The organism is Actinoplanes rectilineatus, assembly GCF_000962825.1.
GTDB classification, from domain to species: Bacteria; Actinomycetota; Actinomycetes; order Mycobacteriales; family Micromonosporaceae; genus Actinoplanes; species Actinoplanes rectilineatus.
Window position 1 is genome coordinate 105093 of record NZ_JZKF01000011.1, and the last position, 21328, is coordinate 126420.

15 protein-coding genes are annotated in these 21328 nt (G+C 72.2%); 5 read left to right on the top strand and 10 right to left on the bottom strand.

Annotation, left to right across the window (positions count from 1 at the left end; translation table 11 throughout):
* Position 1 precedes the first annotated feature (1 nt).
* From WH85_RS11530 to WH85_RS11540, 3 genes are all read right to left on the bottom strand, one after another.
* Positions 2 to 1690 carry a tannase/feruloyl esterase family alpha/beta hydrolase gene (locus WH85_RS11530; protein ID WP_045741773.1) on the bottom strand — a complete coding sequence of 563 codons (1689 nt, stop codon included), beginning with the start codon at positions 1688 to 1690 and terminating at the stop codon, positions 2 to 4.
* Between the two features lie 101 nt (positions 1691 to 1791).
* Positions 1792 to 2679, bottom strand: a complete 888-nt coding sequence (locus tag WH85_RS11535; protein ID WP_045741774.1) for an LLM class flavin-dependent oxidoreductase — start codon at positions 2677 to 2679, stop codon at positions 1792 to 1794.
* A complete protein-coding gene (locus WH85_RS11540) occupies positions 2676 to 4247 on the bottom strand; it encodes an FAD-binding oxidoreductase (protein ID WP_052720327.1) in 1572 nt (523 codons plus the stop codon). The genes WH85_RS11535 and WH85_RS11540 overlap by 4 nt, the downstream gene beginning before the upstream one ends.
* Positions 4248 to 4323: 76 nt before the next feature.
* Here WH85_RS11540 and WH85_RS11545 point away from each other — a divergent pair, with 76 nt between their 5' ends.
* Positions 4324 to 4800, top strand: a complete 477-nt coding sequence (locus WH85_RS11545) for a MarR family winged helix-turn-helix transcriptional regulator (RefSeq protein WP_045741775.1) — start codon at positions 4324 to 4326, stop codon at positions 4798 to 4800.
* Here WH85_RS11545 and WH85_RS11550 read toward each other — a convergent pair.
* Positions 4797 to 6008, bottom strand: a complete 1212-nt coding sequence (locus WH85_RS11550; protein ID WP_052720328.1) for an MFS transporter — start codon at positions 6006 to 6008, stop codon at positions 4797 to 4799. The genes WH85_RS11545 and WH85_RS11550 overlap by 4 nt on opposite strands.
* A 55-nt stretch (positions 6009 to 6063) precedes the next feature.
* Here WH85_RS11550 and WH85_RS52860 point away from each other — a divergent pair, with 55 nt between their 5' ends.
* Entirely contained in the window at positions 6064 to 6810 is a 747-nt protein-coding gene (locus tag WH85_RS52860) for a DUF5937 family protein (RefSeq protein ID WP_245673902.1), read from the top strand.
* A gap of 25 nt (positions 6811 to 6835) precedes the next feature.
* The gene (locus WH85_RS54105; RefSeq protein ID WP_425394632.1) at positions 6836 to 7039 is read left to right on the top strand and encodes an ArsR/SmtB family transcription factor; all 204 of its coding nucleotides are present in this window, start codon (positions 6836 to 6838) and stop codon (positions 7037 to 7039) included.
* On the opposite strand, the gene WH85_RS11560 is transcribed toward WH85_RS54105, so the two are convergent.
* A complete protein-coding gene (locus WH85_RS11560) occupies positions 7011 to 7334 on the bottom strand; it encodes a hypothetical protein (protein ID WP_211275336.1) in 324 nt (107 codons plus the stop codon). The two genes, WH85_RS54105 and WH85_RS11560, sit on opposite strands and share 29 nt — an antisense overlap.
* Positions 7335 to 7667: 333 nt before the next feature.
* On the opposite strand from WH85_RS11560, the gene WH85_RS11565 reads away from it, so the two are divergent.
* Positions 7668 to 8462, top strand: coding sequence for a protein kinase family protein (locus WH85_RS11565; RefSeq protein ID WP_045741777.1), 795 nt, complete (start codon positions 7668 to 7670; stop codon positions 8460 to 8462).
* Between the two features lie 108 nt (positions 8463 to 8570).
* Here the strand turns inward: WH85_RS11565 and WH85_RS11570 are convergent, their stop codons facing one another.
* The 5 genes from WH85_RS11570 to WH85_RS11590 form a co-directional block, all read right to left on the bottom strand.
* Positions 8571 to 9995 carry a family 43 glycosylhydrolase gene (locus tag WH85_RS11570; RefSeq protein ID WP_045741778.1) on the bottom strand — a complete coding sequence of 475 codons (1425 nt, stop codon included), beginning with the start codon at positions 9993 to 9995 and terminating at the stop codon, positions 8571 to 8573.
* Between the two features lie 10 nt (positions 9996 to 10005).
* Positions 10006 to 12474, bottom strand: a complete 2469-nt coding sequence (locus WH85_RS11575; RefSeq protein ID WP_045741779.1) for an alpha-L-arabinofuranosidase C-terminal domain-containing protein — start codon at positions 12472 to 12474, stop codon at positions 10006 to 10008.
* A gap of 140 nt (positions 12475 to 12614) precedes the next feature.
* Positions 12615 to 15335, bottom strand: a complete 2721-nt coding sequence (locus WH85_RS11580) for an AfsR/SARP family transcriptional regulator (RefSeq protein ID WP_083448938.1) — start codon at positions 15333 to 15335, stop codon at positions 12615 to 12617.
* Positions 15332 to 17584: an AfsR/SARP family transcriptional regulator gene (locus tag WH85_RS11585; RefSeq protein ID WP_052720331.1), complete on the bottom strand. Its 2253-nt coding sequence runs from the start codon at positions 17582 to 17584 to the stop codon at positions 15332 to 15334. Before WH85_RS11585 ends, WH85_RS11580 begins: the two co-directional genes overlap by 4 nt.
* 500 nt (positions 17585 to 18084) lie before the next feature.
* A complete protein-coding gene (locus WH85_RS11590) occupies positions 18085 to 18876 on the bottom strand; it encodes an AfsR/SARP family transcriptional regulator (protein WP_045741780.1) in 792 nt (263 codons plus the stop codon).
* Between the two features lie 293 nt (positions 18877 to 19169).
* On the opposite strand from WH85_RS11590, the gene WH85_RS11595 reads away from it, so the two are divergent.
* Entirely contained in the window at positions 19170 to 21272 is a 2103-nt protein-coding gene (locus WH85_RS11595; protein WP_045741781.1) for a PhoX family protein, read from the top strand.
* The last annotated feature ends 56 nt before the right edge of the window (positions 21273 to 21328 follow it).

A 21328-nucleotide genomic window follows, 5' to 3' on the forward strand; every position in this document is an offset into this window, starting at 1 on the left:
GTCAGCGCGGCGTGCAGGACCATCGTCCGTCGTGCCAGCCGCAGGTCTGCTCGTACCCGGAACGGAACGACCCGAGCCAGGCGATGGCGTCGTCGTAGCGGGTGGGCGGCGACGCCGGGGTGAAGTTCGCCGCGTCGTCGGTGCTGCCGCTCCCGTCGTAGCGGGCGACGAGGGGATAGGGGTGGACCGGCCGGGTCCGGACGACCTCGTCGCCCTCGCGTTTCGTCACGACGAGCCGGTCCGGGGCGACACCGTCCTCGACCCAGGCCAGGGTGGGCGTGAGCGCGTCGAACGCGTCCGGCCCCTGCCCGCCGCCGCAGTGCGCGACGCCGGGCAGCAGGAACAGCCGGGCGAACCGCTGCGTGGCGGCCGCCCCTCCCATCCGCTCGGTGACGGCGTGGTGGTAGGCGATCGTCCCGTACGGCGAGATCGCCTGGTCCGCCCAGCCGTGCCAGAGCAGCAGCTTGCCGCCGGCGGCGCGGAAGGCCGTCAGGTCGGGGTTGCTCGCGTCGTAGATGCCGGCCTGCCGGGAGACCTCGCGGAACGTCGCCGCGTCGTAGCGCAGGTCGTGCAGGGTCGTCGACGGCCGGGCGCCCGGGAAGACGAGGTACTTCAGGGCGTTCGTCGTGTTGCCCTCGGCCACGGCGGGCGCGCCGGTGGCGGTCGGGGTGACCCAGCGGGCCCAGTTCGCCTCCGAACCCACCGGCTCCCCGCCCGGGTACATCCGCCGGCCCTGCTCGTCGCGGGGCCCGTCGTACAGCTTGCGGACGGCCTCGACCTGCGCGCCGGTGAGGCAGTCCGGGCTGTCGCCGGCCGGGCAGCGCAGGGTTCCCGGATCGAACCGGCAGGCCCGCGGGTCGTCGATCTGGCCGTCGGCCAGGCCGTCGCGCGCATCGCACTCGCGCAGGACCGCGGCGTGCAGGGCGGGGAGCTTCGCGGCGGTCAGGATCGGCCGGCCCTGCGCGTCGGTGTTCGCGGTGGCGTGCCAGCCGGTGGACCACACGATCAGTGACGTGAACAGCGACGCCGGGGCGCCGGCGACGATGCCGTCGAAGTCGTGCGGGTACCGCTGCGCCTCGGTCAGCCCCTGGTGGCCGCCCTGCGAGCAGCCGTCGAAGTACGACCAGCGCGGCCCCTGCCCGTAGTAGAGCGTGATGAGCCGCTTGGCGACGAGCGCGACCACGTGGTCGGAGCGGTACCCGAAGTCGACCCGCAGCTGCGGGTCGGCGCCGAAGGTCGCGTCGAAGCCGGAGACACCGGCATGCCCCTGATTCGTGGTGGCGATGACGAAGTCGCCGCGGTCCAGCGGCACGCACCCGTCGGTCGCGTCGGCGTAGAAGTCGACGACACCGCAGAACGCCCCGCACCCGGTCTGCAGGTACCGCTGCCGCCACGTCTCGGTGGGCAGCTGCACGTCGAACTGGATCTGCGGCGCCACCGTCCCCTTGACCTCGCAGACCGGCCAGCCGCCCGGTGAGGTCGCCGGGGCCGCGGACCCGATGACCGCCGGCGCCTCGGGAACGCCGGACAGGTCCTGCCCGGCGAGTGTCGCGCAGTCGACCTCCGGCAGCACCACGGCCGGGCCGGCGGCCGCTGTCGCCGCTGCCCGGGGTGCGGCCTGGCCGCCGCCGGCCGTCAGGAGGACGGCGAGCACCACCGGCAGCGTCCAGACCCATCCGCGCATGTGCATGCGTACCCCCGTCGACGTGACCAGGCACAAGCCAAATCGGAGCGGGTACGAGTGTCAATACCGACCCCGCCATCCGGAGATCACGGCGTCGCGCCGTGCGGTCAGGCGCGCTCCTTGCGGACGGCCTCCCGGGTGGCCGGGGCGACCTCGGCGGCGAACCGGGCGGTCGTGGCGGGGTCGTCGGTGGCCAGGACGACGCCGGTGATGCCGTGCGTGCGGGTCAGGTCGGTGAGCTGCTCGACCCACTGGGCGGGCGGGCCGTTCAGGAAACCGCGGGCGGTCGGGGCGAAGCTGGTCCGGCCCACGTTGAGCAGGCGGCGCACCGCCGACGGCGGCCGTCCGGCCTGCTCGGCGGCGGCGTCGATGCGGGCGTTCAGGGCGGGCAGCGAGTCGATCCCGTCCGGCAGGTAGTCCGCCGACGGGAGCCAGCCGTCGGCCAGGGCTCCGGTCAGGGCCAGCATCCGCGGCTTGTAGGCGCCCACCCAGATGCCGATGCCGTGCGCCGGCCGTGGGCCCCGCTTGGCCCCGCTGACCTGGTAGTACTCGCCGTCGTGGTGGACCCGCTCGCGGGCGTCCACGTCCCACACGTCGCGGATGATCGCGATGGCCTCGGCGAGCGCGTCCACGCCCTGGGCCGGGGTCAGCCGCCGGCCGCCCATCGCCTCGATCGCGTCCCAGAACGCGCCCGCGCCCAGCCCCAGCTCGACACGGCCGCCGCTGAGCACGTCCAGCGACGCCACCGCCCGGGCCAGCACGGCCGGCGGGCGCAACGGCAGGTTCAGGACGTTGCCGGAGAGCGTGATCCGTTCGGTGCGGGCCGCCGCGTACGCCATCAGGGTCCAGGTGTCCAGGAACGCCGGCTGGTACGGGTGGTCCTGGAAGGTGACCAGGTCCAGCCCGTCGCGGTCGGCGGCGACGGCCAGCTCGACGGCCTGCGCGGTCGGGGTGACGAACGTGCCGAACAGCAGCTCGTGTCCGTAGTCGGTCATCGGTCTGTCTCCTCGTCCTTGATCAGGGGGAAGTTGTCGCGGAACAGGCCGGTCGGGTCGTACTGCCGCTTGAGGGTGCGCAGACGTTCCAGCACCGGCGGCGGGAACGCGTCGTGCAGCCGTTCCGGCCGCGGGTCGGTCTCGAAACTCAGGTACAGGCCGTCGAAGTGGTGGGCCAGCCGGTCCCAGGCCCGGTCCAGGCCCTCGCGGGACGCGCCCAGGGCGGTCACCTGGAACTCCGGGGTGCGGTGCGGGAACGCCATCGCGTCCGGCGCCACGTCGGCGATCGCCCCGCCCATGTGCCGCAGCTGGAAGAAGTAGACCTGACCGGAACGGATCAGCGCTGCCGCGTCCCGGGCGAACGCGTCGGTGAGCACCGGCAGGAAACCGGACCGGGTGACCGGCTCGCCGCGGCCCTGGTGCCCCTCGGCGCCGACGTCCGACGCGCCGGCCATCGCCCCCGCGTACGTGGTCAGCACCACCTGCTGCTGGGCGAGCAGTCCGGTCTGCGCGAACGGGGTCAGCCGCTCGACCACCACGTCCGGGTCGGCGCTGTCCACGATCCCGTACATCTGCAGCACCGACTGTCCCTGCCGGGGCGGGCCGGTGACCAGGAAGACCGTGGTGTCGCGGGGCGCCTTGCGGGCCACCTCACCGAAGTCCCGCAGGGTCCGCTCGATGTCCGGGCTGACCAGCACCAGCTGTGCCCAGCCGACCTCGTGGACCTCGTCGACCTCGAACTCGAACGCGGTCGCCACCCCGAAGTTGGCTCCGGCGCCGCGGACCGCCCAGAACAGGTCGGGATGCTCGGTGTCGCCGGCCCGGACCTGTGTGCCGTCGGCCAGGACCAGCTCGACCGCGCGCAGGTGGTCGACGGTCAGCCCGTACGCGCGCCCGAGCAGGCCGATGCCGCCCGCGGTGGCCAGTCCGCCCACGCCCACCCCGCCGTAGTCGCCGGAGCCGAGCGCCCAGCCGTACGGGTCGAGGGCGGCGGCCACCTGCTTCCAGGTCGCGCCGGGGCCGACCCGGATCAGGCGGCGCCGTTCGTCGAGGATCTCGATGCCGTTCATCGCGCCGACGTCGAGGATCAGCCCGCCGTCGTTGGTGGACCGTCCGCTCACGCCGTGGCCGCCGCTGCGCAGCCCGAACGGCAGGTGCCGGTGCCGCCGGGCGACCTCGAGGGCGTCGGCGACCTCGTCCGGGGTCCGGGGCCGTAGCACCAGGGCGGGTTTGCCGCCGCGCATGTAGGTGGAGCGCCGGGCGGCGTAGCCGGGGTCGCCGGGTCGCAACGCCACGTCGGCGAGCGAGGCGGGCAGGGCGTCGTCGCCGATCGCCCGGGGGCCGCGGTCGCCACCCAGCTCGGCGAGGCTCTCCCGCATCTTGGCGGCCATCGCGGGGGAGGCCGCCGCGATCTCGCCGGGCGGTTCGATCGCGATCGTCCGGGTGCGGGCGGTGAGCCAGACCGCGGTGGTCCACGGATCGAGGTCCCCGTCGTCGTCCAGCGGGAACCTCTCCTGGCCGTCCGCCTCGGCCTGTACGGCCAGGGCGGTGAGCTCCTCGGGTGTCATGCGGCCCTTCCCCCTATCGTCTTCTGAGAAGACGATATTCCAATCAGACGGTATTCCCAAGAGATAGCATGGCCGGGTGAGTGACGTGACACCGGCCGACGACCTCGGGGCCGCCCTGGGGCAGCTGCTGCGCGCCTACGCCGACGTGGTCGGCCCGAAACTCGCGGGCTTCCCCCAGGGTGCCCGCGGATACCAGACGATGTGCGAGGTCGTCGGCGGACGGCAGCCCAGCCAGGCGGCGCTCGCGGCGCAACTGGGCATCGACCGGACGATGATGACCTACCTGATCGACGATCTGGTCGCAGCCGGGCTGGTGGAACGCCGCCCCGACCCGGACGACCGGCGTCGCCGTCGCGTGGTGGCGACCGGCAAGGGGACCGCCGCGGTGTCCGAGCTGTGCGGCGAGGTGACCGAAGCCGAACAGTCCGTCCTGGGGGCTCTCGACGAGCAGGAGCGCGCTCTTTTCCGTACCCTGCTGCGCAAGGCCGCCGGAAACGGCCCGGCACACACCGCGGAAGCCTGTTCGATCGTGACCGGCGCGCTGGGGATCTAGGGCTGCCCGGCGGCTCGCCGGGCGATCAGGGACACGCCGAGGGCGGCGGCCAGGAAGACGACGGCCAGGACGGCCCAGCCCGCGGCCTCCCGGGACACCGTCGCCGTGATCACCGCCGGGGCGGCCATCGCGCCCAGGGCGAACCCCGTGCCGTACATGCCCTGGTAGGCGCCGATCCGGTCCGGGGACGCCAGCTCGAAGCTCAGGCTCCAGCCGGCCGCACTCGAGGTGATCTCGGCGAGGGTGTGCACCACCGCGGCGACCACCAGCGTGACCGCGGCGGCCAGGGCCGGGACCTCGCCTGCCGCGGCGTAGAGCAGACAGGCCAGGGCCATCAGCCATCCGGCGTACGCCATCACCCGCCCCGCACCCCGCACATCCCCGGTGCCGCGGCTGAGCCGGACCTGCAGCGCGATCACCAGTGCCGTGTTGACCAGCAGCAGCGGGGAGACCAGCACGTCCGGGGCGTCGGTGTGCCGGACCACCCACAGCGGGACGCCCACCTCGTACAGTCCGAACTGCATGCCGAAGATCCCGCTGAGCACGGTGACCGCGACGAACCGCAGGTCTCGGTACGGTTTCGCGGGTCCGGCGGTGGTGGCCGCGCCGACGTCGACCCGGCTGGCGGGCAGCCCGAGCAACATCACCGCCGACGCCAGGTAGAGCACGCCCGCCGCGGCCATCGTCACCCGGTACGCGCCGCCGGTGCCGATGGCGAGCGGAATCGCGGCGACCGCCGTACCCACGGCGATGCCCGCGTTGGTGACGGTCCGCATGGTGGCCCGGATCCGGATGCGTTCCGGCCCGGGGAACGCCCGGCCGATCACCGCCGACCGCACCGACGATCCGCCCTGGTGGGCGAGGGTGACCAGCGAGGCGACCAGCACCAGCGACACCAGATCCCGGACCAGCACGTACGAGATCAGCGCGATCCCCTCCACCAGGTGCAGGCCGACCATCAGCCGCCGGGAACTCCACCGGTCGGCCAGGTGCCCGAACCCGTAGGAGGAGAGCACCCCCACCCCGCCCGCCACGGTCAGCCCGATGCCCGCGGCCACCGCCGGGATGCCCACCACCGTGATCAGGTAGAGCGTCGTGAGCGTGAAGAACGCACCCCGCCCCACGGTGTCGACGGCGGTCACGACGAGGAGGCGGCGAAGCACATGATCGGTCTGGACGAGGGCGCGCAGCGGAACGGTGGTTGTCACGGCTCCGTTCTCCCGGATTCCGCCTCCACAGCCAATGGATTTAGCATGAGGCTTAATGATTCGGTACGTGCTGGAGCCCACCGACGTCTCGGCGATCCGGTTCGGGATCTCGCCGTTGAGCGAGCTCGGCCTCGGCCTGCGGGCGATCCGGTTTCCGGACGCCTACCCGTTGCAGCGCCCCTGGCGGGACCGGATCGACCCGGTGCTGCCGTTCCTGGACCTGGAGTTGCTGCACGCCTTGGTCGACGACCGCCGGTTCGTCGCCGACTTCGTCAACCCGCGCCCCGCGTCGCCACTGGCCGTCCTCGACGACGAACTGGCCGTGCTGCGCCTGATCACCCCGCGGCGTCTGCGCCACGACCTGGAGAGCGTCCACGGTCACGTCCCCGAGCCGTTCCGCGGTGACCACGACCGGGTGGTGCGCCGGCTGGTCGACGCGCTCGCCGCGGCGTGGAAACTCTGCTTCGCCCCGTACTGGCCCCGGATGCGCGCGGTCATGCAGGCCGACATCCTGCACCGGGGCCGGGTGGCGTCCTCGTCCGGTCTGGGCGCGGCGATCGGCGGGCTGTCCCCGCACGTCTCGTTCGACGGCCGGCACCTGGACGTGCGGCTGCGCAGCCCACTGGCCCGGCTGCGGCCGGTCCGCGGCGAGGGCGTCACGCTGGTCCCGTCGATGTTCGTCACCCGGGCCTCCAACCCGGTCGACGACGACCTCCCGCCGACGGTCATGTACCCGGCCCGCGGCCAGGGCGCCATGTGGTTGGTCACCCGCCGAACGGCCGGACGCCGGTGCGGTCCGTGACCTGCTCGGCGCCGCCCGGGCGGGCCTGCTGGCGGCGCTCGGCGAGCCGGCGTCGTCGACCGAGCTGGCCCAGCGGCTGGGCGTCACCGCGTCGGCGGTCACCCAGCATCTGCGCCTGCTGGAGCGGGCCGGGCTGCTCACCAAGGCCCGGTACGGCCGCAGTGTCCTCTATTACCGCAGCGATCTGGGCGAAGCCCTGGTCACCGTCCCCGGCGAACCCGGGCGGTGATCGCGGCGACGGCCAGGCCGGTGCAGACGACGGTCGCCACGGCCAGCAGGAAGATCGCCGGGTTGACCCAGATCGGGATCGTGTCGAAGGACGCGTTGCACCGGTTGTGCAACGGGAACAGCTGCCCGGGCTCCTGCCAGTTCTCCGACCGGTACGCGTTGTCGTAGGGCTGCCCGAGACTGGCGCACGTCTCCTTGATGTCCCAGGGGTGGGACATCAGGCCGTACACGTAGACGAGGAACGTCGCGATCGCGGCGAGGACGGCGAGCGGTAACCAGATTCGGATCTTCAGCACCACGAGATCCAAACAGTCCTCGTGTACGCGAGTCGACCCTGGACCGCGCTCCTGCACAGCATCTCCACAGGATTGTTCTGGCCGCGCCGAAATTCGGTGGTGGTGCCGCGGGGGAGTGGTTAGTCTCCGGGTTCCGGCTCGATCAGGAGGTTTTGATGATGTGCATGGTTCTCAGCGAGGTGGCCATCACCGCTACGACCCGTGAGTTCGCCGCGATCTGACGTCGGCGTCTCCCCTCGTAGCGGTTCAGCCGGCCGCGGTTCCTCCGCGCCGGCAGATCCTTGGCGCCGTCATGCGGCGCCGACACCTACCGCGCTGACACGAGGAGAATTCGTGGTTTCCGCATCGTCCTTCGAGCCGCTCACTGCGGCTGAAGGCGGACCCAGCCATGTCATCCGTTCCGGCGAGACGATCAAGCGTCCCGCCCGACCCTGGACCGGCACCGTTCATGCACTGCTGCGCCACCTCGAGGACGTCGGGTTCACCGGCGCCCCGCGGGTGGTCGGCATCGACGGCGACGGCAACGAGGTGCTGACCTACGTCGACGGCAGCATCGTCCACCCACACGCGTGGTCGGACGACAACGTCGGGCAGGTCGGCAGACTGCTCCGCGACCTGCACACCGCCACGGCGAGTTTCCGGCCCGCGCCGGACGCGGTGTGGCAGCCCTGGTGGATGCACCAGCAGGGACCTGATTCGGTGATCGGCCACTGCGACGCCGGACCGTGGCACACCGTTGCCCGGGACGGAAAACCGGTGGCGTTCATCGACTGGACCCTGGCCGGACCGGTCGACCGTCTCGACGAGGTCGTCGCCACCGCGTGGTGGAACGCGCAACTCCACGACGACGACGTCGCCGACCGTCACGGCCTGCCGGACGCGGCCGCCCGCGCCCGGCAGCTGCGACTGTTCCTCGACGGATACGAGTTGCCGAGGACTGACCGGCACCAGGTGGTCAGCCGAATGATCGAGTTCGCGATCCGGGACTGTTCCGCCGAGGCGGTCCGGGCCGGGATCACTCCGGACTCGACCGATCCGGCGCCGTTGTGGTCGCTGGCCTGGCGGGCCCGCTCCGCCGACTGGATGATCCGTCACCGCACCCTGCTCGAGCGGGCCGTCACGGCCTGACAGGAGCACAGCCGGGGCCGTCGATTCGTCGGCGGCCCCGGTCGGTGAGGCATCCGGGGCTGCCGGTCACGCGTACCCCCGTAGGGGAGTGACCGGCAGCCCCGGGTCTCAGCTGAGCGTGAAGACGGTGGCCTTGTCGGCTACCGTCAGCGCGCCGGCCGCGTTCTGCCGCAGGTAGCGGCCCGGTGCGACCCGGATCGTCACGCCGCCGCGGGTGGCGACGCGGGTGACCGGGGTGGGTGTGGTGCTCAGGGTGACCGCGGTGCCGGCGACGGCCAGGTACTTCGTGGGCTCGTCGACGGACTGGACCGACTCCGTGCCGTCGGCGGCGGCCACGAAGCGGAACTGGGTCTGCTCCAGTTCGCGCGGGGCTCGGTCGACCCGGACCGCGTCGTCCACATGGCGGACGAAGCTGCGCGGGGCGTCGGCGGGGGAGAGGCGCACGATCGGGCCGCCGTCGCCGACCGGGATGCCGAACAGCGGGGTGCCGTCCTCGTGCCAGTACAGTTTCTGCACCCGGGTGTGCCGGTTCGGGTCGTAGAGCGGGTCGCCGGTGATGTCCCGGTAATCGCGGGCGTGGTAGACGAGGACGTCGGTCACGCCGTCCTCGGCGACCGTGAACGAGTTGTGGCCGGGGCCCCAGCGGTTCGTCGCCTCGGACGTCACGAAGATCGGGTCGGGGGTCTTGACCCAGCTGGAGCGGGCCAGCAGGTCCGACGACGCGGATGCCGTCAGCAGGCCCATGCAGTAGCGGGCGTCCGTTGCGCTGGCCGAGAAGGTCAGGAAGACGCGACCGTTACGGATCAGCACGGCCGGACCCTCGTTGACCTTGTAGCCCTGGATCTCCCAGTCCTTCGTGGGGGTGGTGATCCGGGTCGGCTTGGTCTTCAGCGTCCACGGGTTCGCCATCTCGGCGATGTAGAGGCTGGTGTTGACGGCGATCTCCGGCTCGCTCTGCGCCCACACCAGGTACTGCCGGCCGCGGTGCGTGAAGCTGGTGGCGTCGAGTGTGAAACCGTCCCACTCGGTGAGCAGCTGGCCCTTGAGGGTCCAGCCCGCCGGGTCCCGCGGATCGTCCAGCGACGACTCCAGCACGTACGTGCGGATGTGGAAGACGTCGCCGGCGTTGCCCGCGGCGAAGTAGATGTACCACCGGCCGCCGATGCGGTGCAGCTCCGGTGCCCAGATGTGCCCGCCCATCGTGCCGCTGGTGGGGCGGCGCCAGATCACCGTCTCCTCGGCGGTGGACAGGCCCTCGATGGTGGCCGAGCCGCGCACGATCAGCCGATCGTATTCGGGCACCGACGCGGTGAAGTAGTAGGTGCCGTTGACCGGCCGGGTGATGAACGGGTCGGCGCGCTGACTGATCAGCGGGTCCTTCGTGGTCACGCCGTAGATCTCCGCATCGGTGCGCGCCGCGGCCGCCTGCGGGGCGCCTTCCGCGCTGGAGGCCGCCACGGAGCCGAGTGCGCCGGCCGCGGTCACCCCCAAAGATCCTTTGATGAGGGTACGGCGAGAGAGTGCGAACGTCATTTTCCGCTCCCTATCGGGTCTTGATGCGCAGGAAGGTGACCGAGTCGGCCGGGAACTCGCGGGTGAACGTTGACGCGATGCCGCTGACGGTGCTGGTGACCGGCAGGATGGGCTCGGCGGAGCGGGTGTTCTGCTCACCCGGGTCGCCGGTGATCACGGTCTGCTTCGCGGTGCGGGAGACCTTGCGGTCCCCCAGGTCGATCTTGGTGACCGCCGGGGTGTCCTGCGCGTTGACGACCTTGACGATCAGCTCGCCGGCCTCGGTGTCCTCGGTGACCACCTGCGCGAACGGCTCGCTGACCTTGTCGTCGTCGAAGCTGCCCCACTCCACGCCGTCCAGGAACAGCGTCACCTTGGTGCCACGGACCTGGACCTTGAGGTCGTACGTCCGGCCGGTGGTCACCGTGTTCGCCTTGGTGAGGATCTGCTCCTTGGCGGAGGTGATGCCCTTCTCGACCGCGCCCTGCGTGTTGTTCCAGCCGCCCAGGTTCCACCAGTAGAACTGGCCGGTCTCCTGGATGCCGAACGCGACCAGGAAACCCTCGTCGCCGGCCGTCTTGGTGGCCTTCAGTGAGTAGTCGTAATCGGTCTCGGTGATCGTGGCCGCCTTGACCATGGTGTCCTCGGTGTTCGTGGTGGTCTGCGCGTAGGCGCCGTTGGTGACCGTCCACGTGCCGCGGGGCTGCACGGCCGTCCAGCCGTCCGCGTCGCCGTCGTTGAAGTCGTCGGCGAAGATCACGCTGCCGTCCGGGCGGGTGACCTGGACGTCGTCGTAGACCGCGGCGGTCCGCCAGGTCGACAGGCCGACCGCGCCGGTGATCGGCTTCGGCTGCACCACCTCACCGGTGACCTTGGTCGGCACCACGCGATCGCCGACGTTGTTCATGAACAGCTTCTGCACCTGGTAGCTGGTCGAACCCCAGGACTCGTCGTTGTCGAACCAGATCATGTCCGGTTTCCACTGCACGTTGTCGATGTTGGCGAGCAGCGGCGCGTACGACGCCATCTTCACGACGTCGGCGTTGCGCTCCAGGCCGGTCATGTACGCGGCCTCGGCCAGCGAGTTGTACAGCTTGTTGTCCAGCGACGCGTACTCGCCGAGGAACACCTTCGGGCCGTTGCGGTCGTAGGTGTCGTAGCGGGCGTTGTTCTGCAGGAACCAGGACGGGCTGTTGTAGTAGTGCTCGTCGACCATGTCGGTGTTCGCGGCGCGGTTCTTGGCCCACAGATTGTCGAAGGTGGCGCCGGTGTCGTCCGGGCCGGAGTTGGAAATAACGGAGATGTCCGGGTATTTCTGGTTAATGGCTGCCCGGAACTTCACGAAATTAGCCCAGTACTCCTCGGGCAGGTTCTCCTCGTTGCCGACCGCGACCGCCTTCAGGCCGAACGGCTCCGGGTGGCCCATGTCGGCCCGCAGCTTGCCCCAGGTGGTGGTGGTCGCGCCGTTGGCGAACTCGATCAGGTCCAGGGTGTCCTGGATGTGCCGCTGCAGCAGCGCCTCGTCGACGGTCGCCCGGTTCTGACCGCACCCGGTCACCAGCGCCGGGACCACGGGCAGCGGGGCCGCGCCGATGTCCTCGGAGAACTGGAAGTACTCGTAGTAGCCGAGCCCGTAGGACTGGTTGTAGCCCCAGAAGTTCTTGTTGGTGGCGCGGGTCTCGACCGGTCCGACGGTGTCCTTCCACTGGTACGACCGGGCGCGCGGGTAGTTGTTCGCGGCGTCGTACGCGTACATGCTCCCGGTGTTGACCAGGCAGCCGCCGGGGAAGCGGACGAAGCCCGGCTCGAGGTCGGCGATCTTCTGGGCCAGGTCCTTGCGCAGCCCGTTCGCGCGTCCCTTGTAGGTGTCGCGGGGGAAGACGGAGACCTCGTCGAGGCTCGCGGTGCCCTCGACGGACAGCCGGGCGGCGTCGCTGGTGGCGGTGGCCTTGAGCGAGCCGGTGTACTTCGTCCAGGTGTCGCCGGCGACGGGGATCGTGATCGGTCCTGCCAGGGCGGTGCCGGCCGAGGTGTGGAGCGAGACGGTCAGCGGTCCGTTGCCACGAGCCCAGACCGAAAAGTCGTAAATTCCGGACTTTTTAACGGCGAGGCCAGTGTTGAAGCCGTTGTTGGTGATTTTTCCGGATAGAGTGAGGTAATTGCGGTTCCGGTCGTTCAGGCGTTGACCGTCGTTGACCACGGTGGCACTGCCCGACGTGGTCCAGCCGGTCAGGCCGGTGAATCCCGCCGCGTCGGTGGCGTTGAACTCGAACGACCGGTTACGCACCAGCTCGGCGTAGAGGCCGCCGTCCGCCGCGTAGTTGATGTCCTCGAAGAAGACCCCGTACATCGAGCGCGGGATCGAGGCGCCGGTGGCGCCGCTGTCGACGGTGATCGTGTAATCCGGCTCGACCGCCTGGGCGGCCACCGGCGGGGAGACGGCGAGCGGGAGCGAGGCCAGAACGGCGGCCGCGCCCGCGATGCGGGTGTTTCGGGGCATGAGGAGTCCTCCGGTGCGAAGGCAGCGGTGTGTCGGGGATGTTTCCGGTGGACGGGACTCAGCAATGTGTACGCAAACATCGATCGCCCTGTCAAGAGGCGATCGTCGATGTCCGCGCTGGTCCGGAGGAGTTGTTAACGTTAACCTGCGGTAATGCCGAGAGCGGTACGCAGTCGTTCGACGTCCTGATAGCGGGCCGTCTCCACGAGCGCGAGCGCCTCGGCCCGCACCGACCCGGCCGCAGCGGTGTCCCCGGTGTCCGCATACACCCGGTACAACCCGATCAGCGCGTCGATCTCCAGCTCCGGCAGGTCGTCGTGCAGGTCGAGACAGCGCCGGAACGCCGCCGCGGCACCGGCCGGATCACCGGACGCGTGCCGGAACCGGCCGAGATGGATCAGCGTGTCGGCCACCCCGTCGGCGTTGTCCAGACCCTCGTGCAACGCCAGCGACTCGTGCAGCAGACGGTCCGCCTCGGCGCGCCCGCCCGGCTGGAAGAAGTGGTACCAGGCGATCGGGACCAGGGCGCGCGCCACGTCGTTCTCGCCACCCGGGAGACGCCGGTAGTTCTCCAGAGCCTCCCGGGCGTACGGGAAGGCGGCCTCCGCGTCCGCACGGTCCGGCGTGCCGGTGGCACCGATGGTGGCCAGCGCCCAGCCGAGCAGACCGTGCGCCAGCCGCAACGGGTCACCGGTGGCCCGGCCCGCCGCGATGGTCAGCTCCAGGTAGTGCCGGGCCTGGTCACGCTGCCCCAGCCGGATGTGCCCGCGACCGAGCAGGTAACTCAGGAACCCCGACCACCAGCCCTGCCCCTCCCGCTCGGCCACCTCCAGCGCCCGGCCCACCAGGTCGAACGAGTCGTCCAGGTGGTACCGGATGTCCTGCTGGTAGTTGGCCAGCACGTACGCCCACGGCCCGAGCAGCAGCGGATCACACACGCCGGTGAGCGCCATGATGTTGCGGTACTCGGCGTGCTTCCAGGCCAGCGCGTCCTCCGGAGTGGCGAATACCTCCGGGGTGACGTCCGCGGGCACCGGCCCGACCCGGTCCGGCCGGGGATACGACACGTACCGGTTGGCCGCGGCGGTCGCCGAGTGCAGGAAGTGCGCGACCAGACGGTCCAGCACCGAGGCGTCGCGGTCCGGCAGCTCCAGGGCGTACGAGCGGACCAGATCGTGGTACGAGAACCGCGCCGGCTCCCGCTCGGTCAGCAGATGCGCGTCGCACAGCACCCGCAGCAGCGCCCGCGCCGACGGCCCGGCGACGCTGGTCACGGCGTTCTCCGGCAGGTCCGGTCCGGGATGCGCGGCCAGCCCCCGGAACAGCGCCGCGGCCGGCTCCGGAAGCCGTCTGTACGACCAGGACAGGACGGCCCGCAGGTCGTACCCCGGGCCGGCGAAGGCGTCCAGACCGTCCTCCTCGGTCAGCTCCGCGGCGACCGCGGCGAGCGGGAAACCGGCCGCCCGCGCGCAGACCATCGCCAGCGCGAGCGGCAGGCCGCCGCACCGGGCCACGATCACGTCCCGGGCCCGCGGATCCGCGTCGGCGCCCGGTCCCAGCCGGTCCCGCAGATAGGCGCGGGACTGCTCGTCGTCGAACCCGGACAGCGTGACCGGACGGGCCCCGGCCGCGGTCAGCGCGCCGAGCCGGTCCCGGCTGGTCACCACCACCGCACTGCCGGGCGTGCCGGGCAGCAGCGGGCGGACCTGCTCGTCGTCGCGGGCGTTGTCCAGCACGATCAGCATCCGCCGGCCGGCCACCAGGGAGCGGAACAGCACGGCACGACCGGACTCGCCGGGCGGCACCCGGTGCGCGGGCACCCCGAGCGCCGCCAGGAACCCGAGCAGCACGTCGCCGGGCGCCGTCGGTGCGTCCTGCGGACCGTACCCGCGCAGGTCCGCGTAGAGCTGACCGTCCGGGAACCGGGGCGCCACCTGATGCGCCCAGCGGACGGCCAGGGTGGTCTTGCCGACCCCGCCCGCACCGGTGATCACGGTGAGGCCGCCGGTGTGCCGGGTCAGCGCGTCCAGTTCGGCGTCGCGCGCGGCGAAACCGGCCGGCGACCGCGGCAACTGGGCCGGGCGCACCGTCCCGCCGGCCGTCGCACCGCGGGACTCCCGTTCCAGGACGTCGCCGCGCTGGTCGAGAATGGCCTGTTCCAGTGCGGCGAGGGCCGGTTCGGGTTCCAGGCCGAGCTCCTCGGCGAGGCGCCGCCGATGCTGCCGCAACGCGTCGAGGGCCTCGGCCGACCGGTGACCGGCCCACAACGCGAGGGCGAGCAGCCGCCAGGCCGGCCCGCGCAGCGGCTCCTCGTCGGTGAGCTGCCGGGCGGCCTGCACCGCCTCCCCGTTGCGGCGCAACGCCAGCAACGCCGCGACCACCCGCTCCTGGGCGGCCCGCCGCGTCTCGGTGAGCCGCTCGATCGACGGCCGGGCCCACGCCTCGTCGGCGAACTGCTCGAACGGCCCGCCCCGCCACAGCTCCAGCGTCTCGCGCAGCGTCTCCAGCGACGGGCCGGCCTCATGCAGGCGCCGCTCGAACAGCCACGCGTCGACCGCCTCGACGGGCAGGCGCAGCGCGTATCCGGCGGATTCGCTGACCAGGACCTGCGGCGCGGCGCGGGGGGCGCGTCGCGGTTCGAGCGTCCTGCGGAGCCGGGAGACGTACGCCTGAAGCGACGCCAGCGGCCGCGACGGGGGAGCGCCGTCCCACAGCTGGTCCACCAGACGGTCGACGGAGATCACGCGGCCGCGCGCGGCGACGAGCAGGGCCAGCACCGCCTGCTGCCGGCGTCCACCCAGCGGCACCGGTGTCCCGCCGACCAGGACCTCGACCGGCCCCAGCACCCTGACCTCGATCATCGGTCCACCCCCAGTACCCGCAGCAACGGCTGCCGGTAATCCCGGCCCCAGTCCTGGCGGCACAGCTCGGCCACCGCGGTGATGTTCTCGTGCTCGCCGTCGAGCCAGGCGACGGCGGCCGCCCGGTCGGCGAACCGTTCCGGCCGGATCCCCGGCGGCGGGCTCGGCATCCCTGATCTCTGCGCACCCGCACCCGCGCCCGCACTCGCGCCCGTTCGCCCGGGCGGCTCGCCGGTGAGCACCCGGATCGCGTCGTGCCCCGAGAGCAGGTAGTGCTCGGCGAGCCGCCGCAGCACGTCCTCCCGGGCGCCCGCGCCGTCGAACCGCCGGCCCAGGCCGGCCGCGTAGCTGCGGATCAGATCGTGGTAGGCGTACCGGCCCGGCCGGCGCTCCACCAGCAGGTGCGCGTCGCAGAGCATCCGCAGCCACGACCGGGCGGCCGGCCGGTCCCAGCCGCAGATGCTGACCGCCGCCGCCAGCGTCACGTCCGGCCCGGGATGCAGGGCCAGCTGCCGGAACAGCAGTGCCGCCTCGCCCGGCAACCGGCGGTACGACCACGAGAACACCGTCCGCAGATCCTGGAAGGCGTCCAGGCCCTGCTCCCCGGCCAGTTCGGCGGCGACCGCGGACAGCGGGAAACCACTGTGCCCGGCCGCGCGGGCGCACACCATAGCCAGGGCCAGCGGCAGGCCGCCGCACCGGGCCACGATCGCGTCCCGGGCGGCCGGGTCGGCGTCCACCAGCGTCGCGCCGAGCCGGTCCCGCAGGTAGTCGCGGGCCTGCTCGTCCCGGAAACCGTCCAGGCGGACCGCGTAGGCCCCGTCGGACACCACCAGACCGGTGAGCCGGCTGCGGCTGGTGACGACGACCGCACAGCCCGGCGTGCCCGGGAACAGCGGACGCACCTGGTCGGCGTCCCGGGCGTTGTCGAGGAGCAGCAGCATCCGTCGGCCGGCGAGCACGCTGCGGAACAGCGACACCCGGTCGCTCTCGCCCGGCGGCACCCGGTGGTCGGGGACACCGAGGGCGGACAGGAAACCGAGCAGCACGTCGGCCGGTGCGGCCGGGGCCTCTTCCGGGCCGTGGCCGCGCAGGTCCGCGTACAGGATCCCGTCCGGGAAACGGCCCGCCGCCTGATGCGCCCAGCGCACCGCCAGGGTGGTCTTGCCGACCCCGCCGATGCCGCTGATCACGGTGAGGCCGCCGCTGTCCGCGCCCTCGACGTGCCGGGAGAGTTCGCCGAGTTCGTCCTCGCGGGCCGCGAAGCCCGCCGGAACCCGCGGCAGCCGGTGGTTGCCGGCCGTCGACGTCCCGGTGCCGGACGGCCCCGCTGCGGCGCCACCCGGCACTGCCGCGCCGCCGGGCGGTGCCGCCACGCCGCCGACCGGTCCCGCCGCGCCGCCGGGCGGTGCCGCCACGGTCACCGCCGGGCCGACGCCGAAGGTCAGCTCCTCGGCCAGTTCCCCGGTGCGCTGCTCCAGCACCGCCCGCTCCAGATCGGCCAGGGCCGGCTCCGGTTCCAGGCCGAGTTCGTCGGCGAGGTGACGGCGGTGCCGGCGCAGCGCGTCGAGCGCGTCCGCCGACCGGTGACCGGCCCACAGCGCGACGGCGAGCAGCCGCCACGCCTGACCGCGCAGCGGCTCCGCGGTGGCCAGTGCCTGCGCCGCCGGGACCGCCTCCCCGGGCCGGCCCGCCACCAGCAGCGACACGATGATCCGTTCCTGGCCGACCCGCCGCGACTCGGCCAGCCGGGCGATCGCCGGCTGCGCCCACGGCTCGTCCGCGAACGCCTCGTAGGCCCGGCCCCGCCACCGCCGCATCGCGGTGTACAGGATGCCCAGCGCGGTCTCCGCCGCGGCCGGCGACAGCCCCTGCGGGCGCATCTCCTCGACCCGGCGCAGATCCTGTTCGAACCGCCAGGCGTCCACCGCCGCGTCGTCCAGCCGCAGCGCGTAACCACCGGCCTCGCTGACCAGGACCTCCGCCGCGGCGCGGGGCGCGCGTCGCGGTTCGAGCAGCCTGCGCCACCGGGAGACGTACGCCTGAAGCGACACGACCGCCCGCGGCGGCGGATCACCGGCCCACAACTGGTCGACGATCCGGTCCACCGGCACGACCCGTCCGCGTGCCGCCACCAGCATGGCCAGCACCGCCTGCTGACGGCGCCCGCCGACCAGCACCGGCACCCCGCCGACCCGTACGGTGACCGGGCCGAGCACACCCACCTCGATCGCCACGTCGCTCTGCATCGGTCGGTCCTTCGCTGGCCGGGGCGGTCCGTCGCGGCGCCGGCGTCGGCGTCCGTGGCGGTGTCACGCGACACGGCCGGCACCTGACGCACGGTAACCGCGTCCCGGTTCGCAGGGAGATCCTAAATGGAGTTCCGAGCCGAATCCGCTTCCGGAGCGGCCGGAGTCGGTAACGCGACACTCCCCGCTCCACACCCTGTTATGCCGATGTCAATCACGTGTCAACGGCCCTGTCGGGCAATGGACGGCAGCACCGCGCGGGCCGGTACCGGCCGTCCCGCCGCGGTCGACGCCGGGAGTCCACGCGATCACGCACGGTGGTCGCATGGTCGACGCTTCCGGTGGCGTCGTGTCCGGCCCGTGGGGGGCCCGGTCGCGGCGGCCGGTGCCGCCGGGCGGGTACCCGGCGGCACCGGCGTCCCGGTCGACGCGGCCGCGGGAGCGACGAGACGAGAGCTGATCCCGCCGCCCGGCACGGGCGGGCCGGACGGCGCAACGGGTCAGGAGGCGGGGGACCGCGGGGTGGCGAGGGCGGGGAGCGGATCCGGGGAACCCAGCAGGATGCGCTGGTGCAGGTCGCGCAACTCCGCGGTCGGCTCCACGCCCAGCTCGTCGGCGAGGATCCGGCGCACCCGGCGGTAGTGGGCCAGCGCGTCGGCCTGGCGCCCGGCCCGGTACAGCGCGGTCATCAGCAGGGCGTGGCAGCGTTCGCGCAGCGGGTCGGCGGCCACCATGGCGCGCAGGTCGGCGATCGCCTCGGCGTACCCGCCCAGTTCGACGGTCAGCGCCACCAGGTCGACCGCCGCGGTCCGGCACAGCTCCTCCAGGCGGTCGCGCTGGCCCTCCACGTAGGTTCCGGCCGCGCCCGACAGCGGCGTGCCGCGGTGCAGGTCGACGGCGGTGCGCAGCTCCAGGGCGGCGAAGGGCAGGTCGCCCCGCCGGACGGCCTCGGCGGCCCGGCCGGTGTGCTGGTGGAAACACTGCACGTCGATGGAGCCGGGTGGCGTGGTGAGGACGTACCCGCCGCCGATCCAGTCGATGCGGGCGCCACCGGGCGAGGCGACGATGCGGCGCAGACGGGACAGGTAGGTGCGGACCGTGGCCACCGCGGAGACCGGCGGGTCGGCCGGCCAGATGGCGTCGACCAGCTCGTCGACGGTGGTGAGCAGGCCCTCGCGGAGCAGGAGCACGGCCAGGGTGGTGCGCTGCTGCGGCGACCCGAGAGGCACCTCCTCGCCGTCGCGCCAGGCGCGTACCGGGCCGAGCAGGGCGAAGGTGGTCGTGACGGGCACGGTGATGGCTCCTCGGCGTCTTGCTGGATGCGTGAGGCGCCAGTGTCGCGGAGTCCACTTGCCCCGGACTTGCAAAACCACGGGACCGTGCGCGGACGCGTACCCCCGAAGGAGCGTGAGCGGGCCGATCAGGCCGTGCGCAGTCTGTGACCGGACGGTATACATGCGATAAACGTGCCGGGACGTTCACGCTGCGTTCACCCTCGGGGGGTGGTCGCCGGACATCTGCGCTCCTTAGCGTCCGGGCAGCCCGTCGCCAATTCTTGGTGACCGGAGACCGAGGAGACGACCACATGCCCGACAAGATTCGCCGCCTGTTACCGCTACTGGGCCACAGTGGCGGCAGCCGGGACGCGATGACCTGTCTGTATCGCTGCGGGAACGCCTGTGATCACCCCGTGCCGAACACCTCCGACAACGACTACCTGGGTGACGTCGTCAACGCCGGGATGAGCCGTCGCGGCGTCATCCGGGCCGGCGCTGTCGGCGGCATGGTTCTGGGCTTCGGCGGGGCACTCACCTCCTCCGCCCCCGCCCTGGCCGGCGGCACGTCGCACGGGGGTTCGCACGGCGGCGGCAAGCCCGTCAAGGCCGGCAGGCTCACCTTCGAGGCCGTCGCCCCGAACACCGCGGACGCCGTCACCATCCCGAAGGGCTACCAGAGTTCGGTGGTGATCCGCTGGGGTGACGCGGTGGTGCCCGGCGCGCCCGCCTTCGACGTGCACAACCAGACGGTGGCCGCGCAGCTCAAGCAGTTCGGCTACAACAACGACTTCGTCGGTGTGCTGCCGGTTCCCGGCGAGAGCGACCGGGCGCTGCTCGTGGTCAACCACGAGTACACCAACGAGAACCTGATCTTCCCGGGGTTCACCACGCTGGACGCGCTCACCGTCGACCAGATCAAGATCGCGATGGCCGCGCACGGCCTGTCCGTGGTCGAGCTGGAGCGGGTCAAGCGGACCGGCGAGTGGAAGCCGGTGAAGAGCAAGCGGCTGCGCTACAACCGGCGCATCACCGCCCTGGAGACCAGGTTCAGCCTGACCGGCCCCGCCGCCGGGCACGTGCTCCTGCGCACCGCCGCCGACCCCGAGGGCCGGACCGTCATCGGTACGCTGAACAACTGCGCCGGCGGCGTGACCCCGTGGGGCACCGTGCTCTCCGGCGAGGAGAACGTCAACCAGTACTTCGTCGGTGGCGACCAGGCCCCCGAGGAGCTGAAGGCCAAGCTGACGCGGTACGGGATCACCACCACCGCCCGGTACCCCAGCGACTCGCGCAAGTGGGAGCGGGCACAGGAGCGGTTCGACCTGGCGAAGCACCCCAACGAGGCGCACCGGTTCGGCTGGATCGTCGAGGTGGACCCGTTCGACCCGGAGGCCCCGCCGCGCAAGCACACCGCGATGGGCCGGTTCAAGCACGAGGGCGCCAACGTCATCGTCGCGGACAACGGCAGGGTCGTCGCGTACATGGGTGACGACGAGCGGTTCGACTACCTGTACAAGTTCGTCTCCGACAAGAAGTTCCTCAAGGGGAACTCACCCGCCGCGCGCCGGCACAACCTGTCGCTGCTGGAGTCCGGCACCCTGTACGTCGCCAAGGTCACCGGCGACAGCCCGGCGTCCGAGATCGACGGCACCGGCAAGCTCCCCACCGACGGTAGGTTCGACGGCAAGGGCAAGTGGATCAAGCTGGTGTCCGGCAACACGTCGTTCGTGCCCGGGATGACCGCCGCCGACGTGCTGATCTTTACCCGGCAGGCCGGCGACGCGGTCGGCGCCACCAAGATGGACCGGCCCGAGGACGTCCAGCCGAGCCTGCGCACCGGCAAGATCTACGCGGCGATGACCAACAACACCAACCGTGGTGTCGGCACCAACGCCGCCGTGGACGAGGCCAACCCGCGCAACGCCAACAAGCACGGCCACATCTTCGAGATCACCGAGGACCGGGGCGACCACACCGGCACCGGCTTCACGTGGCAGCTCCCGATCGTCTGCGGCGACCCGGCCGCCGCCGACACCTACTTCGGCGGGTACGACAAGACGGCCGTCTCGCCGATCTCCTGCCCGGACAACGTCGCCTTCGACAGCGCCGGCAACCTGTGGATCTCCACCGACGGCAACGCGCTGGGCAGCAACGACGGCCTGTTCGCCACCCCGGTCGAGGGGAGGGAACGCGGCCACCTCAAGCAGTTCCTGACCGTGCCCCGCGGCGCCGAGACCTGCGGCCCGTTCGTCACCGGCGACGACAGGTCGGTGTTCGTCGCGGTCCAGCACCCCGGCGAGATCACCGGGGCCACCGTGGAGAAGCCGGCCTCGGTCTGGCCGGACGGCGACTTCGCCAAGCCGGCCGTGATCGTCACCTGGCGCCCGGACGGCGGCCCGATCGGCAGCTGATCCGGTCCGGTCCTCGACGGCCGCGGCACACTTGCCGCGGCCGTCTAACCTGAGCC

Excerpts from the sequence above, each read along its gene's own strand:
- WH85_RS11570 (WP_045741778.1), bottom strand. The coding sequence starts at position 9,995 with ATGACGTTCGCACTCTCTCGCCGTACCCTCATCAAAGGATCTTTGGGG.
- WH85_RS11540 (WP_052720327.1), bottom strand. The coding sequence starts at position 4,247 with ATGACACCCGAGGAGCTCACCGCCCTGGCCGTACAGGCCGAGGCGGAC.
- WH85_RS52860 (WP_245673902.1), top strand. The coding sequence starts at position 6,064 with ATGATTCGGTACGTGCTGGAGCCCACCGACGTCTCGGCGATCCGGTTC.
- WH85_RS11595 (WP_045741781.1), top strand. The coding sequence starts at position 19,170 with ATGCCCGACAAGATTCGCCGCCTGTTACCGCTACTGGGCCACAGTGGC.
- WH85_RS11530 (WP_045741773.1), bottom strand. The coding sequence starts at position 1,690 with ATGCACATGCGCGGATGGGTCTGGACGCTGCCGGTGGTGCTCGCCGTC.
- WH85_RS11580 (WP_083448938.1), bottom strand. The coding sequence starts at position 15,335 with ATGATCGAGGTCAGGGTGCTGGGGCCGGTCGAGGTCCTGGTCGGCGGG.
- WH85_RS11575 (WP_045741779.1), bottom strand. The coding sequence starts at position 12,474 with ATGCCCCGAAACACCCGCATCGCGGGCGCGGCCGCCGTTCTGGCCTCG.
- WH85_RS11585 (WP_052720331.1), bottom strand. The coding sequence starts at position 17,584 with ATGCAGAGCGACGTGGCGATCGAGGTGGGTGTGCTCGGCCCGGTCACC.
- WH85_RS11535 (WP_045741774.1), bottom strand. The coding sequence starts at position 2,679 with ATGACCGACTACGGACACGAGCTGCTGTTCGGCACGTTCGTCACCCCG.